The organism is Perspicuibacillus lycopersici (assembly GCF_025660475.1).
Classification (GTDB): domain Bacteria; phylum Bacillota; class Bacilli; order Bacillales; family Caldibacillaceae; genus Perspicuibacillus; species Perspicuibacillus lycopersici.
On sequence record NZ_JAOUSF010000001.1, the window covers coordinates 299,253 to 313,837 of the forward strand.

Annotated in this window: 18 protein-coding genes; 2 read left to right on the forward strand and 16 right to left on the reverse strand. The window is 34.4% G+C overall.

Translation table 11 applies throughout. From position 1 onward, the window contains the following. Window positions 1-125: 125 nt before the first annotated feature. Window positions 126-1,334 (forward strand): sporulation integral membrane protein YlbJ, encoded by a 1,209-nt coding sequence (gene ylbJ / locus OEV98_RS01420; protein WP_263071356.1) that lies wholly within the window; start codon window positions 126-128, stop codon window positions 1,332-1,334. A 210-nt stretch (window positions 1,335-1,544) separates the two neighbouring features. On the opposite strand, the gene coaD is transcribed toward ylbJ, so the two are convergent. The 9 genes from coaD to OEV98_RS01465 form a co-directional block, all read right to left on the reverse strand. Then, window positions 1,545-2,042 (reverse strand): pantetheine-phosphate adenylyltransferase, encoded by a 498-nt coding sequence (coaD, locus tag OEV98_RS01425; protein ID WP_263071357.1) that lies wholly within the window; start codon window positions 2,040-2,042, stop codon window positions 1,545-1,547. Window positions 2,043-2,045: 3 nt separating this feature from the next. Then, on the reverse strand, window positions 2,046-2,612 hold the full coding sequence (gene rsmD, locus OEV98_RS01430; RefSeq protein ID WP_263071358.1) for a 16S rRNA (guanine(966)-N(2))-methyltransferase RsmD: 567 nt from the start codon (window positions 2,610-2,612) through the stop codon (window positions 2,046-2,048). Between the two features lie 532 nt (window positions 2,613-3,144). Next, window positions 3,145-3,420 (reverse strand): YlbG family protein, encoded by a 276-nt coding sequence (locus tag OEV98_RS01435; protein WP_263071359.1) that lies wholly within the window; start codon window positions 3,418-3,420, stop codon window positions 3,145-3,147. Between the two features lie 42 nt (window positions 3,421-3,462). Beyond that, window positions 3,463-3,906 (reverse strand): YlbF family regulator, encoded by a 444-nt coding sequence (locus OEV98_RS01440; protein WP_263071360.1) that lies wholly within the window; start codon window positions 3,904-3,906, stop codon window positions 3,463-3,465. 157 nt (window positions 3,907-4,063) lie between these two features. Further along, window positions 4,064-4,216, reverse strand: a complete 153-nt coding sequence (locus OEV98_RS01445) for a hypothetical protein (RefSeq protein WP_263071362.1) — start codon at window positions 4,214-4,216, stop codon at window positions 4,064-4,066. 102 nt (window positions 4,217-4,318) lie between these two features. After that, entirely contained in the window at window positions 4,319-4,558 is a 240-nt protein-coding gene (locus OEV98_RS01450; protein WP_263071363.1) for a YlbE-like family protein, read from the reverse strand. A gap of 15 nt (window positions 4,559-4,573) precedes the next feature. After that, window positions 4,574-5,017, reverse strand: coding sequence for a YlbD family protein (gene ylbD, locus OEV98_RS01455; protein ID WP_263071364.1), 444 nt, complete (start codon window positions 5,015-5,017; stop codon window positions 4,574-4,576). 136 nt (window positions 5,018-5,153) lie between these two features. Next, a complete protein-coding gene (locus OEV98_RS01460; protein ID WP_263071365.1) occupies window positions 5,154-6,155 on the reverse strand; it encodes a CAP domain-containing protein in 1,002 nt (333 codons plus the stop codon). Window positions 6,156-6,720: 565 nt separating this feature from the next. Further along, window positions 6,721-7,155, reverse strand: coding sequence for a CBS domain-containing protein (locus tag OEV98_RS01465; protein ID WP_263071366.1), 435 nt, complete (start codon window positions 7,153-7,155; stop codon window positions 6,721-6,723). Window positions 7,156-7,432: 277 nt separating this feature from the next. Here OEV98_RS01465 and OEV98_RS01470 point away from each other — a divergent pair, with 277 nt between their 5' ends. Then, the gene (locus OEV98_RS01470; protein WP_263071367.1) at window positions 7,433-7,789 is read left to right on the forward strand and encodes a YugN-like family protein; all 357 of its coding nucleotides are present in this window, start codon (window positions 7,433-7,435) and stop codon (window positions 7,787-7,789) included. 56 nt (window positions 7,790-7,845) lie between these two features. Here the strand turns inward: OEV98_RS01470 and OEV98_RS01475 are convergent, their stop codons facing one another. The 7 genes from OEV98_RS01475 to cyoE form a co-directional block, all read right to left on the reverse strand. Next, window positions 7,846-8,310, reverse strand: a complete 465-nt coding sequence (locus tag OEV98_RS01475) for a DUF420 domain-containing protein (RefSeq protein ID WP_263071368.1) — start codon at window positions 8,308-8,310, stop codon at window positions 7,846-7,848. Between the two features lie 55 nt (window positions 8,311-8,365). Continuing rightward, the gene (gene ctaG, locus OEV98_RS01480; protein ID WP_263071369.1) at window positions 8,366-9,271 is read right to left on the reverse strand and encodes a cytochrome c oxidase assembly factor CtaG; all 906 of its coding nucleotides are present in this window, start codon (window positions 9,269-9,271) and stop codon (window positions 8,366-8,368) included. Between the two features lie 170 nt (window positions 9,272-9,441). Then, the gene (gene ctaF, locus OEV98_RS01485) at window positions 9,442-9,780 is read right to left on the reverse strand and encodes a cytochrome c oxidase subunit IVB (protein ID WP_263071370.1); all 339 of its coding nucleotides are present in this window, start codon (window positions 9,778-9,780) and stop codon (window positions 9,442-9,444) included. 3 nt (window positions 9,781-9,783) lie between these two features. Beyond that, window positions 9,784-10,404: a cytochrome c oxidase subunit 3 gene (locus OEV98_RS01490; protein WP_263071371.1), complete on the reverse strand. Its 621-nt coding sequence runs from the start codon at window positions 10,402-10,404 to the stop codon at window positions 9,784-9,786. Beyond that, the gene (gene ctaD / locus OEV98_RS01495; RefSeq protein ID WP_263071372.1) at window positions 10,401-12,284 is read right to left on the reverse strand and encodes a cytochrome c oxidase subunit I; all 1,884 of its coding nucleotides are present in this window, start codon (window positions 12,282-12,284) and stop codon (window positions 10,401-10,403) included. Before ctaD ends, OEV98_RS01490 begins: the two co-directional genes overlap by 4 nt. 24 nt (window positions 12,285-12,308) lie before the next feature. After that, window positions 12,309-13,379 carry a cytochrome c oxidase subunit II gene (gene coxB / locus OEV98_RS01500; protein WP_263071373.1) on the reverse strand — a complete coding sequence of 357 codons (1,071 nt, stop codon included), beginning with the start codon at window positions 13,377-13,379 and terminating at the stop codon, window positions 12,309-12,311. Between the two features lie 249 nt (window positions 13,380-13,628). Further along, window positions 13,629-14,543 (reverse strand): heme o synthase, encoded by a 915-nt coding sequence (gene cyoE, locus OEV98_RS01505; protein WP_263071935.1) that lies wholly within the window; start codon window positions 14,541-14,543, stop codon window positions 13,629-13,631. Window positions 14,544-14,585 lie beyond the last annotated feature (42 nt).

The window sequence follows — 14,585 nt, forward strand, 5'->3', positions numbered from 1 at the left end:
GCCTAAAACCTTGATTTCATTCTAACAATAAAAAATTCAGATGAAAAGTTTATTATAATCTTGGCCATAATTCATACTCTTATATATGGACTTGCATTACTTTGATAAAAAAGGGAGGAAGACCTTTGCTTCGTTCTAGACTAAAAACGACAATATTTGCGGCGATTGCTGTTACACTAGCAATCTCTTTAATATCCTTTCCAGCGGAAAGCTTAGCCGCTTCAACAAAAGGATTAAATACTTGGTGGAAGGTAGTATTTCCTTCGCTATTACCATTTTTTATTGTGGCTGAATTATTAATAGGCTTTGGCGTTGTAAAATTTATCGGGGTTTTGTTAGAACCATTAATGAGACCAATATTTAGGGTACCTGGAGTCGGGGGATTTGTGTGGGCGATGGGCATGGCATCAGGAAACCCTGCCGGTGCAAAATTCACGGTACGAATGAGACAAGAAAAGCAAATTACGAAAATAGAAGGTGAACGCCTAGTCTCTTTTACTAGCTCTGCAAATCCTTTATTTATTTTTGGCGCAGTTGCTGTTGGTTTTTTTAACAATGCTGCATTAGGAATTATATTTGCTATCGCTCATTATGTTGGGAATATCTGTGTCGGACTTATTATGAGATTCCATGGAAAAAAGGAAACAAAAGAAGAAATATCAACAAAGTTTTCTATTAAAGAAGCGTTCCGTGCACTTCATCACACGCGGGTGAAAGAAAAACGGCCATTAGGAAAAATATTAGGTGATGCTGTAATTTCATCGATACAAACATTACTTATGATTGGTGGCTTTATGATATTATTTTCGGTCATTAACCGCCTACTTTCGATATTACATATAACCGACTTTATTGCATTATTTGTTAAAATTATTTTTTCGATGTTTTCCATCTCAGAAGACTTAAGTGTTCCCTTTATTTCCGGATTATTTGAGATGACAATTGGTAGCCAATTAATTAGTGAAGTACAAAATACAGCTTTATTACAACAAGCAGTTGTTGTAAGCTTTTTACTAGCTTTCGGAGGCTTTAGTATTCAAGCACAAGTAGCTAGCCTATTAGCACAGGCCGATATGCGCCTATTACCGTTTCTCATAGCACGGTTATTCCATGGATTTTTTGCAGCATTAATTACCGTCATTCTTTGGAAACCATTATACGAAAATCGTTTAAGCGGAATGAGTTTGGAATCGATCCCAGCATTTTTACAGCTGCACGAACAGCCATTTTCGACCATTATCAATTATCTCCTCCATAATGGACCAATAATAACGATTATTTCGCTTATTATTTATATCATTGTTTATGCAAGAAGGATGACATTGGAAAAATAATCTATTGCATGTAAAAGTAAAAAGATGAACGGTTGAGTAAATTAGCCCTGTCCATACGGTAATTACCACCATATTCAAAACAATGCTATTTTTTTCCGTTCATCTTTTTGCTTTTGGCTGTTTTCGTATAAATTGTTGCTATTTGTAAAAAGTCCGCACACTATTTCCTCACATTTTTAACAAATACAGCAATAATAAACAATATGTATGTTAATTACCTAATTTATGTTCCAAATATTTTTGATACAACGCTTTTTCTACAGCTGGAGGAACTAAATCTGAAATATTCCCATTATACTTCGCTACTTCTTTTACAATGCTAGAACTCAAGAAAGAATACTCATTTTTTGTTAAAATAAAAAGAGTTTCAATATCCTCATTTAATTTTCGGTTCATCGAAGTAATCCGCATTTCATATTCAAAATCCGTTACTGCGCGTAAACCACGAATAATCACACTTGCGTTTATAGTTTTCGCATAATCCATTAATAACCCATTATACGAATCAACCACAATATTTGGAACATCCTTTGTAGCTTCCTTAATTAAGTTCATCCGTTCCTCATGTGTGAATAATGTATTTTTCGTCGAATTATTTAAAACACAAACATATACTTTATCAAATAGTTGGGATGTCCTTTTTATAATATCAATATGACCATTTGTAATTGGATCAAAGCTGCCAGGACAAACTGCTATTCTTTCCATTAATTAATCCTCCTCTATTTTTCCCTTCTGATAAATGGAAATAGCAATCGTTCCATATACTTCGTACTTCCACTTAACAAATTCGCCAACTTGATTTGGCAGGTCCACTTCCTTTGCATGCTCGCAAACAATTACACCATGATTTTCTAATAACTGATGCTTATCAATTTCTCGCAAAATAGTGGTATATACTTCATTTTTATAAGGCGGGTCTAACCAAATCACACGAAATATTAAGCTTCGATTTATAACAGCCTTTAAAGCACGTTTCCAATCGTTTTTAAACACTTCTGCTTGATTCCGAAAACCACATAAATCTAAATTTTGTTTAATGGTTTGAATCGCTTTTCCATCATGGTCTACAAAAATTACTTTATCCAACCCTCGCGATATTCCTTCAATACCTAGATTACCGCTACCGGCAAATAAATCCAAACCATTCCCGTCGTCAAAATAAGGACCAATCATATTAAAAACGGCTTCTTTTACTTTATCTGTCGTTGGTCGTGTACTATTTCCTGGTACTGCTTTTAATATTCTTCCTTTTTGTGAACCTGATACTACCCTCACATAATCACCCTATATGACAAAATAATAATATTTTATGGAATTTACTATATCCAATTTCATTGTTCCCTACCATGCTACCATAAATTATTAGGAGAGACTAGTTTTTGTTTTTTCGCTAATTTTTGTGCAAAGAATGTATAAGAAAGATGGAGATGGCCATACTGTTAATGACAACATCAACTACGATGGTGTTGTTGCCAACCGCGGAGAAGACTTACGTTTCCCCATAAGTTCTTCCTCCGGTTTCTCCTCTCCCTTTGCCTTCGCTCATTTTTGAGTTTGAAGGAACCCTGTGGATTCATCTACAGGGTTATTTTTTTGATATTCAAATAATGGCAGACAGCTTTTTCGTAGAGAATATTGTTAGTAGACTGAATGTATAATGTAAAGCTGTCTGCTTTTTTTGGCGTCTACCTTCCTTTTTACGCATTTCTTGCTGTTACAATCATTAGAAAACAGACTACTTGTTAAAAATGCTTTAAAAATCATATAAAAAGAATGCTGTTCAACCAATTGTTGAACAGCATTCTTTTTAAAATCCAAGCTTGTAATCATATTCTTTTGCTTTATCCGGTTTTGCATTGTCAAAATCTGTTTTTAAAAACGGTCGGTAGGATAGCTCTACTTTTTTTACAAAGGATAATGCGTCGATTTTATTGCATAGTTCTTCGCTTTCCACTTGGTCACAGTAAAGTACGACATATTTTAACCGTTTGGAAATATAATGGATATTCCCATATTTTTTTAAATTTTTGGCTTGTTTTATCGAAAACAACCAAACGATAATCCCTTGTCTCTGTCCTATCATAGCTACTTCCCCTAATCCCTATTGATAATAAAACGTAAATATTTACGCACTACATCCACAGCTACCACCTGAACCACAACCAGATCCACAGGATGATGTTTGGAAGAAAGGATTACCAGTAGCTACTTTTACACTATTCGAAACAGAATGACCGATAAGAACACTAATCTCATCCAGTACATTTTGCAGTTCTACTTCTGCACGCTTAAAGTTTGCTACATGTTCATCCATATCCATTTCTCGTTTAGCCAACCGTACATCGGTATTGACTTGTTTATAATCTGGGTGATATCTTCCAAAACGTTGCACTTCCTCAAAACGTTCCTTCAACTGGACAAACCGCTTAATTTTTCTTTGTGTTTCTCTATTCGTATTCATTATATATAAAAAGTGGCGATACATTTCTGCTACTTCACTATTAACAACCATTTCAGCCAGTGCTTCTGCTGTGTCAATGATTTCCACACGTTCCATTGTTGCAATCATTAAGTACACCTCCATCACTATCATACCATAATGTATGCTTACAATGGAATGCCTTAGACAAGCAATATTTAACAAAAACATCCATTATTTTCATTATTTCTATTTTTGCTAATGCTTCCTAAACCAAATATAGCAATCGAAAAATGCCTGTATAATACTATTGTAAGTTATATGCATTGGTGCGATTTAAGTCGTATTCCATTTGAATCGGATCGATATTTTCCTTTTCATTTTTCACTTCTGGGTCTGGTATATCCTTTGAACAGCTCGTCGTTAAAAGCAGTAATAATACAAAAAGAATGGAGCGCATAGTTATCTACTCCTTTTTTCTATTAGTGTATCCATTTCATGGATATTCACTCAAATTTCAGCAAAATAAAAAAGCAATTTTTCTATTTTGAGAAAAATTGCTTTAGTCTTTTTGATTCATTGCTTGTAACATACCAATCATCATGGAAGCCATCTGCATATTATTAGATATTTTTTCTACCCGGTCCGGAATGGTTTTCCGATAATAATGTAAGGCTGCCCGCTCAAATTTTTCGATATCGTGAGGATTTCTCGCAAGATTTTTATACCATATCGGTTGTTCACGAATAAATTGATGAAGGTCTTTTTTACTTTTAATATAGTCGTAAATATCTTTTCTCATAATACCTCCGCTCCGTTAATCTTTTCGAAATGAAAATGGATGTGGTCTTCTTTCACTTGTTTCCGCATGATTTTCTCGATTCGAACCTTCATTTGATTGAAATTGAGTAATTAATTGCTGTACAGCCCCTAACGCATCATGTAGATTATTCATATAGTATTGCACCTTATTCATATCCATTTTTTTTAATGAATTTAATATATTATTAATAAATGCCTGGTTTGTAACTGAGTCCTCTGTTGTATTAGTTGTATCCGTATTGTCCGTTTCATGTGCCTGTTTAGGCTTTTCCGATGAATAGGCATCCCATTTTGGATCCTCTTCCCCTAGCAAGTACCATTCCTCATATAGCTCTTGCCAAGAAGTTTTTCCTTGTCTTACCTCTTGAATCATTTCTGGATGATTTTTCACAAATTGCTTAAATTGTTGTACGGATGGATGAAGTTTACCTTTACTCATCTTTTTTCACCTCTGTATATTCCTCTATACATACATATGATAGGAAAGATAAATGGTACCAACCGCATTGAAAATTACTTATAAAAAGTAAAAAGCTGCTAAATAAAGGCTGTTATACTGGCCTTTATTTAGCAGCTTATTCTTCCCAAGTCTGTCTTATAAAGTTTTGCGTATAGTATTTATAATAAACTCCTACACCTAGATGAGTAAATTCGTCACTTAAAAATGTTTCCCGGTGTCCTTGACTATTTAACCAGCCTGCAATAACGGCGATACTATCATTATATAAATAAGCAATATTTTCACCCGCTGCTTCATAAAAAACACTTCTTGCCTCGAGGCGATCTGCTAGATCTCCATATTTTTCCGATACATGGGAGAAATTTTCTGTTTCATACATATCTTGCGAATGATAATAAGCTACATCAGCAGTTGTATCATCCCATTGTAATTGTGGTAGTTCATATCTTTTTCGAACAATATTGGTTAATTCAAAAATTTCCTGTTCGCTAGCTAAATCTGCTTCCTTCCATTGCTCTTCAGTTAACGGTTCACTCTCTACTAATTCACCTCGGTAAGTCAAATCATATGGACGAAGCTTTAATAATGTCTCTTTGTCCATAAATCGAACAAACAATAACTCCCCTTCAAAACTGTCAAAGTATAGCTGCGCATATATATCTCCAAAAGGTATAAGTGGACGTGTATTTAAATCATTTTCAAATAATTCAAAACGATAATCTCCACTATCATCTGCTAATTCTACAATCGGCTGCATAGAAACTTTTTTATAAACAGATTCCAGATTTTCGCCAATTTCAAACGGAGAGGCATCAATATCTTTTCCTACGACTGAGATTGTGACAACTTTGTTATCCACCACTCCTACTTGCATATATTGATTTTCTTTATTGTAAATCCACAATTCATAGCCATAATACGATTGGTCTGTTCGAGCAGGCTCTCCAAATTTCTCCTGGAAGCTCTTTGTAGATTTTCCAATATAGGTAGATATACCTTTTTCCGGTCTTGTTAGCTCAGGATTTTTTTCCGTTTCCATTTGTACATCTAAATCTTCGTCCACAACTGCATCTGACGGATCACTAACTAAAACATCGTCCTCTTGTCCATAAAACAAATTGAAAGAAATTCCAATGACAATAAATAACGTTAATAAGAGCAAAATTCGTACTAAACTTTTCAGAGGGAACTCCTCCCCTTCTTATAGATTATTACCATTATATGCATAGTTATAGTAAATAGAATGAAAACTAGCATTTTATTCATAATTAATATTAAACGAATAAAGAAATGTATTATATTAAGAAAATGTAAAAATAATTAAGTTCCTTTTACAACACTTTACAACTGTATCATTACTCAAGAAATGCTTTTTCTCCATAATTTATTTTCTATTAGTTCATATTATATATCATTTTAGCGAATAATGCCTGAATTATAAACTTTTAAAAGAGAATTTACCTAGATAAAGTTACATTACGTCTGATTAGTCACCAATATGAACAATTATGTGATTATAGCACATCACTAAACGAAAAAGTGTCCCACATGCTTTTACACCATTTGATTAATAGATAGAATAGAGAATTTCAATAAACTCTATTTATTAACCTGGAATGCTAGAAGCTTTACCGATATGGGACACCCTATAATTGCTACTATTTAAATAATCGAGAGCTTTATTACTGAAAATATTCTCCCTCTTGCTGCTCCGATATTGCAGATAAGGCTAGTTTCGCCTTGTGATCGGTTTTTTCTTCTACCGCAATATCTCCTAATGAAACAATTCCAATTAATCGATCATCCTCTACTACCGGTAATCTTCGGATTTGATGATCTGCCATAATTTTTGCCGCTATTTCTACTGATTGATCGGCATGTATCGTTATCATTTCCATTGTCATTACTTTTTCCACTTTAGAAGAAGCACTTCTCTTTTCTGCAATCCCGCGAATGACAATATCCCGATCAGTAATAATTCCTATAAGCTTGTCCCCATCAACAACAGGAATTGCACCTAAATTATATTGTTTCATTTTCAGTGCCGCTTCATAAATATTGTCTAATATGGAACATGTTTCTAACTCAGTTGTCATAATATCCCGAATCTTTATCATTAAACTTCCTCCATTCCACAATCATTTTAAAAAATTCCTTAACAACCAGTTACAACATTTAATAAATTTCCCGAAGCAATAAAGTTTATTCGATTGGGTTACATTAGATATGCTCAATAGACATGACAGTTAGTTTATCCTCTATTCCTGTAGTAAATTAATAAAGATTATTATAGAAAACATTGAAACTTACAGAATAATCCACTATTATTAAATTGAAGGTTAAATGTAAACGTTCTACATATCAACAATTGATGAACATTAGGAGGGGGAAATTATGTATATTGAAAATACGGGGTTAGAAAATTTAAAAATTGATTTAAACACATTAGATGAAATACTGCCTCAATATGGCTTAATTCGTGCAGGACAATGGGATTATGAACGAGTTACATATGATCGGAAAATTGTCATTAAAGAGCATGTTTATTATTTACGTGTACAGGGTGTGGCTTTGGAGGGTGACGTCGGCGCACACGATGCTTACATTCAATTGAAGAAGCCGATACTTGGTAAATATTATTACCCACACGGCATCGAATATGGGGAAGATGAAAACTTTCCAAACTCTCTAGTTAGTAAATGTGAGGAAACACTAGTAAAGGTACAAAAGGAGCTAGAAGCATTACGTTAGAACCAGCCAATCAACTAGTAAAAAGCAAGCAACGAAATTATTCGCTGCTTGCTTTTTTAAAATCCTAAAATCGCTTTAATTAATGAGGTGCTATCTCCACCGTGGTAAAACACATAAAGTAATAAGTAGACTAAAACGCCTGTTATAGCAGTGAAAAACCAAATAATACTTGTAATTGGTCCTAGTTTACGATGCTTTGCATATTGCTTTTTTAAGCCTAACCAAATAGTAAAAAGACCTAACACCGCTCCTACTGTAGCTAACGTAATGTGGAAAATTAAAAAAATCGTATAATATATTTTTATATTATCTGGCCCACCGAAGGAAGTGTTTCCAAAAAAGATGGTACGGCTAGCGTAAATAATGAAAAATAGTACTGCAAAAACAGCAGCAGTTAACATAAGCTTCTTATGTGTTTCAATTTTGCGTTGTTTAATATAGTACCATCCGATTGCAACAAAAATCGCACTAATTACAATAAAGGAAGTACTGATTGTTGGTAATATTGGTAAACTACCCATTGCAACATCTACCTCTTTCTCAAAAAATACTATGTGTTTTCAATTATTTTTTAACCTATGATTTTTTCAATAGTTCTGGGTCCAAGTTTAAGATTGGATCTGGTTCATTTTGCTCCTTCCGATACCATTCAATAAATATCCGATACAAAACTCCACCATATATAACTTCTTGTAAAATTTTCATTATTACTCCACCAAGCTGTTGATCATAGAGTACACTCATCAGATTGAACATTTCTGGTCCAGCTAACTGGAGAGTAGCTAATAGGTCTGCCGGTACACATAGATGCAACGACTGGTACCAAAGATCTGGATTGGAATACGTACTATACATCGGATTCTTATTAAAAATAATAAGTGCACATGCAGGAGTAAGTAGAACGCTTGCTGCTAATAAATAGCCTAATTTTTTTATTCCAGATAATTGATTGCCATCACGTAGCTTATTCAGTAATGGCCACCACATATTAATTGCTAACAATAATAATACAAATGTATAAATAGTATGGAGAAGCATATCTGTTTTTACAACATCAAATACAAGCGGTATATGATACATTGAGAATATACCATTAAATAATAGTAATGCAATTAACGGCTTCGTAAAAAATGTAAATACCGGTTTTATGTATGGTAATGTAATAAATTTACTCCACATCCATTTCGGAATACTAACTATTAACAGCTGTGGAACAAGTAAGTATAGTAATGCCATTTGGATCATATGGAAGGTAAACATTAAATGACCTAATAAATCAATAGGAGATCCTTTCAAAACATAAATGAATAGAAGTGTAAAGGTAAATAAAAACCCCTCTTTTTTAGATAAGCGTTCATTCCCATCAAAAAGATGACGTTTTTTTATCGCCACATAAAAAAATAGGACGATTACACCGATGATAAATAGGAAAAAATAGGGACTCCATAATGCACGAAAACCAAATTGACTTAATGTTAACAAAAATGTCACCTCATCGAAAAATTTCATCTTTTGTTTTTATTATAACTATATTTACTTTATTTCACCAATTGCTAGATTTGACATTTTTATGACAGGGACAAAAGTGAAATCTATGAAAATAAAGATAACCCGGTAAACAAGCGACCGGGTTATCATTTATTGATGAAAATCTACCACCAGACAATTGTACAAAACGCTAATATCGTTAAAAATGCTGTTGCAGCTCCACAGTACATATAGAACATTGGAAGTTCATGTCCTTTATGATTTGCATGCATGAAGTAATACAGCTGGAATATTACTTGGATTATAGCAAGCAATAAGATAAATGGAGCAATAAACTTCACTGGAATATGTTCACTAAATCCAACTGCCATAAATGCAATAAGTGTTAAAAAAATCATTAACGCAAAAGTAACTACTTGAAGCTTCATCTCTTTCGCATTCTTCTTCCGGCGATATTCATATTGCTCACGTACATTTGTCTTACTCACATGTTCGTTTGTCATGAATTATCCCACCATTCCCATTAAATAAACAACTGTAAAGATAAACACCCATACTACATCAATGAAATGCCAGTATAAACTTGCTACATAATATTTCGGTGCATTATATAGATTAAGTCCTCTTTTAGCATTTCGAACCAGCAATGCGATGAACCATAATAATCCGAACGTTACGTGGGCACCATGGGTACCAACTAATGTATAATATGCGGAACTAAATGCACTGCTTGAATAAGTAAAATGTTCACCATGTACATAGTGATAAAACTCATAAATCTCTAAACATAAAAATCCAAATCCTAAGAAAACTGTTAGTAAAAACCATGCTTGCATTAACTTAAAATTATAATTTTTCATATGGTATATAGCATACACACTAGTTAAAGAACTAGATAATAATAGCATCGTCATCGCAAATACTAATGGCATGCTAAATAGCTCTTCCGTTGTGATACTACTACCTTTTTCCTTTAATGCTAAGTAAGTAGCAAATAATGTTGCGAAAAGTACGGTTTCTCCACCTAAAAATAACCAAAATCCTAGAAATTTATTTTTACCTTCAAGTGTTTGTTTTTCAGGAGAATCTGGCCATGTCTGTGGTGTGAATTTTCCTTCTACATTCATTTCGACTCTCCCCCTTCATCATCCATTAAATCTTCTTTATGAATATGATATCCATGATCATCTTTAATGGAACGGAATAGCATCGAGCCAAAGGTAATTAATAACCCGATAATTAACATTGGAAGAGCCCATGACTTTCCATCCCCGACTTGATTCAGTGGATTATACATTGCCCCAAAGGCAGCCACAAATAATCCAAAGGAAATAACAACTGGAACAAAGGAATTATTTGGCATATGAATATCGCTTAATGGTTCTGCTGGAGTTAATTCCTTTTTCCCTTCTGTTTTTTCAATCCAATACGTGTCTAACCCGCGTACTAGTGGTGTTTGTTTAAAGTTGTAAAATGGCGGTGGTGATGGAATTGCCCACTCGATCGTACGACCGTCACCCCATGGATCATTTCCAACCTTTTTATTTTTCACAACCGTAATAATAATATTATAGACTAGAGAGATTGCCCCAACTGCCATCATAAAGGCACCAATTGAGCTAATTAAATTTCCAAGCTCTAATCCTTGGCCAGGTAAATATGTAGCAACCCGTCTTGGCATCCCAAATAAACCTAAGAAATGCTGAATAAAGAAGGTTAAATGGAAACCAATAAAGAAAAATACAAAAGTAAAATATCCAATTTTTTCACTTAGCATAGTTCCCCACATTTTTGGCCAATAAAAATGCAAGCCTGCTAATATTGCAAATACAACCCCACCTAATATTACGTAGTGGAAATGGGCCACGATAAAGTAAGTATCATGTAGCTGGTAATCGAGCGGCGCAATCCCTTGCATTACACCAGTTACACCACCCATAACAAATGTAGGTATAAATCCTAGCGACCATAGCATCGGTACGGAAATTTTGATGCTTCCGCCCCACATAGTTAATAGCCAGTTAAAAATTTTAATCCCAGTAGGAACTGCAATAGCCATTGTTGCGACAGCAAAAATTGCATTAGCAACATTACCTAAACCAGTAGTAAACATATGGTGGGCCCAAACCATGAACCCTAAAAAGCCGATTAAAACCGTTGCAAACACCATCGATGAGTAGCCAAACAAGCGTTTTCTTGAGAACGTCGGAATAATTTCGGAAAAAATACCAAACGCTGGTAATACAAGGATATATACTTCTGGGTGTCCAAAAATCCAGAATACATGCTCCCAAATAACTGCATTCCCACCCATTGCTACATCAAAGAAGTTTGCACCAAATAGTCGGTCAAACATTAAGAAGAAAATACCAACCGTTAATGGCGGAAAGGCAAACAAAATCAATGTAGATGCAATAAATGTTGTCCAAGTAAATAACGGCATACGCATAAATGTCATACCTGGGGCACGCATATTAATTATTGTTACAAGGAAGTTAATCCCTGATATCAACGTACCAAAACCAGATATTTGCAAGCCTAAAGTATAGAAATCTATCCCATGACCCGGCGAAGCAAGAGAAAGAGTTGCATAGGAAGTCCATCCTGCATCTGGTACACTACCAAAAATCCATGATAGATTTAAAAATACTCCACCAAAGAAAAACAACCAAAATCCTAATGAATTTAAAAATGGAAACGCTACGTCCCGCGCACCAATTTGTAGCGGTACAACCGCATTCATAAATGCAAATAATAATGGCATGGCAGCAAGAAAAATCATTGTTGTTCCATGCATTGTAAACATTTCATTAAATGTTTGTTCTGATAAAAATGTATTTTGTGGTTTTAATAGTTGTATACGGATTAATAATGCCTCCAAACCACCGACAAGGAAGAAAAATCCCCCACCCATTAAATATAGATGTGCAATTTTTTTATGATCGACGGTAGTTAAATATTCCCAAAGAATGGCACCAAATCCTTTTTTTACAGCGATGCTACTCACACTTAAGCCTCCTTTACTCCCCTATTATTCTTGAACTTTCAGACCCATTAAATACTCAGCCAATGCATCAAGTTCTTCTTCTGTAAAATCATTTTCATCATACATTTTATTTCCTGGTTTATATTCTCCAGGATGCTGAATCCAATTTTTCAGATCCTCTTTCGTATGATCTAATATTCCTGCAACCTTTGTACGATTTCCAAAATCAGCTAAATTTGGCGCAGTTCTAGCTGCAGCAGGTCTTTCGTCATTTGCTGTTGTAGCATGACAAGAGAAACAATTATTTTCTTGGAAGAGCTCTTGACCACGTAGTGCAACATCTGACGTTGGTGTAGGTTCTTCTGTTGAATTTTGCATCGCAGTAGCCCATTGATTGAATTCATCTCGAGAAACCGCTTTTACTTTAAAGTCCATATACGCATGTGATGGACCACAAAGCTCTGCACATTTACCGAAGAATAAATTGCCGGCAGCATCTGCTTTCGATTGATCAAATTCTAAATAAAAAGTATTTGTGTTTTCTGTATTCGTATCCATTTTCCCACCAATTGATGGAATCCAGAATGAATGTTTTACATCAGAAGAAATCAAATTAAAATAAACCTTCTCATCCGTTGGGACTACTAAATCTTGTGAGGTAACAATACCTAAATCAGGGTACTCAAATTCCCACCAATATAAATTTGCTCGCACATTTACAACAAGTGCTTCTTTGTCCCCGTTTTGATCAACCTTTTCCATACCTTTGACATTACCAAACTCAAAAGTATACAAAATGGTTGGAACCGATAAGATTAGCACGAGTATAATCGGTATAACAGTCCAAATCACTTCAAGCTTGTGGCTACCCTCCACTTGTTTTGGAATGAAATCCTCTCCAACTTTTTTCCTTCTAAATCGGACTAATACTAGTACATACACGATAACTACTACTATAATGACAAATAGCATAATCAAACTACTAAAAATCAATAAATCAAGCTGCTTGCCTGCAACTTCCCCCGCTGGCTGAAGTGTTGATAAATATGGTTTACCACATCCAGCCAGGACTAGCGCCATCAAAAATAGCAATGTCATAAGACGCCATTTCTTCATAATGCTATCAATCCCCTCTTTCACAATTCTTGTAATAAAAAGAATAAAAAAAATTCGATTAATTTATTTCAAGCGAATGTTTCGCTTAAAAACAAGTTTAAATACTAATAGCGTTTCCACTTTGTTTATAGTGTTAATGAATGATTATGTATTGGGTGAGTGAATAAATAGCTCACTCACCTATTATTATTTAGGATAGCCAAAGAGAATTTATGTTCATTTGCTATCCAAAAATGAACATCATCTTAATTAAATAAGTGTAAAAATAATCATGGAAACGAACATGATGGTTAAATAATTTAACGAAAAAATAAACATTCGATTTGCCCATTTTATGTCATCCATCGATTTGTAGCCAATAATGCCAAGTGCTAGCCAACCAATATTTAAAATCGTTGCTAGTACTAAAAATGGGATTCCTAGCTCACTTAAGTAAAATGGTAATGGAAATAGGCAAACAATCCAAACGATAATTTGTCGCTTCGTCATTGCAAATCCATGCACAACAGGTAACATCGGAATATTTGCTGCACGGTATTCCTCTGTTCTTCTCATTGCTAATGCAAGAAAATGTGGTATTTGCCAAATGAACATAATTAAAAATAGTATCCAAGCAGCAGTATGAAGATTGCCATCAATCGCTGCCCAGCCAATTAATGGTGGAACAGCACCAGAAATACTCCCTACGACAGTATTTAATGTAAATCTTCGCTTTGACCACACCGTATATAAAATGACATAAGCAAATACGCCAAATAATCCAATCAATCCAGAAACGAATGTCGTTTGGAATAGAAAAAGAGCTCCAATTGTAACAAAACCTAACCCGATAGTTAATGCAAATGCTGGTGAAAAATTACCGGAAACTGTAGGTCTCTTCTTTGTTCTACTCATCTTAACATCTATATCGCGATCAATAAAATTATTTAAGCTACCTGCACCACCGATAACAAGCCAGGTACCAACAATCGCAAAAATAACCTTATCAAGGTTATCAAACAACTTAAGATCATTATAATATAAGGCTAACCAAATACCGGTTGTTGCAGTAATTAAATTCGAATTAATAATACCAATTTTAATTAGTGCTAAAAAGTCTTTCACTACCGAGGTTTTTGTGTCTTCGTCTGAATCCTTTTGATAAACGGAATTGTTTTGAAGTATTTTTGTATTATCCACTGCTTAACTCGACCTCCTTTCTTAGCA

Excerpts from the sequence above, each read along its gene's own strand:
- ctaF (WP_263071370.1), bottom strand. The coding sequence starts at position 9,780 with ATGACAAACGAACATGTGAGTAAGACAAATGTACGTGAGCAATATGAA.
- OEV98_RS01475 (WP_263071368.1), bottom strand. The coding sequence starts at position 8,310 with ATGGGTAGTTTACCAATATTACCAACAATCAGTACTTCCTTTATTGTA.
- OEV98_RS01470 (WP_263071367.1), top strand. The coding sequence starts at position 7,433 with ATGTATATTGAAAATACGGGGTTAGAAAATTTAAAAATTGATTTAAAC.
- coxB (WP_263071373.1), bottom strand. The coding sequence starts at position 13,379 with ATGAAGAAATGGCGTCTTATGACATTGCTATTTTTGATGGCGCTAGTC.
- OEV98_RS01490 (WP_263071371.1), bottom strand. The coding sequence starts at position 10,404 with ATGAATGTAGAAGGAAAATTCACACCACAGACATGGCCAGATTCTCCT.
- OEV98_RS01465 (WP_263071366.1), bottom strand. The coding sequence starts at position 7,155 with ATGATAAAGATTCGGGATATTATGACAACTGAGTTAGAAACATGTTCC.
- OEV98_RS01435 (WP_263071359.1), bottom strand. The coding sequence starts at position 3,420 with ATGATAGGACAGAGACAAGGGATTATCGTTTGGTTGTTTTCGATAAAA.
- OEV98_RS01450 (WP_263071363.1), bottom strand. The coding sequence starts at position 4,558 with ATGAGAAAAGATATTTACGACTATATTAAAAGTAAAAAAGACCTTCAT.
- ylbD (WP_263071364.1), bottom strand. The coding sequence starts at position 5,017 with ATGAGTAAAGGTAAACTTCATCCATCCGTACAACAATTTAAGCAATTT.
- OEV98_RS01445 (WP_263071362.1), bottom strand. The coding sequence starts at position 4,216 with ATGCGCTCCATTCTTTTTGTATTATTACTGCTTTTAACGACGAGCTGT.
- coaD (WP_263071357.1), bottom strand. The coding sequence starts at position 2,042 with ATGGAAAGAATAGCAGTTTGTCCTGGCAGCTTTGATCCAATTACAAAT.
- OEV98_RS01440 (WP_263071360.1), bottom strand. The coding sequence starts at position 3,906 with ATGATTGCAACAATGGAACGTGTGGAAATCATTGACACAGCAGAAGCA.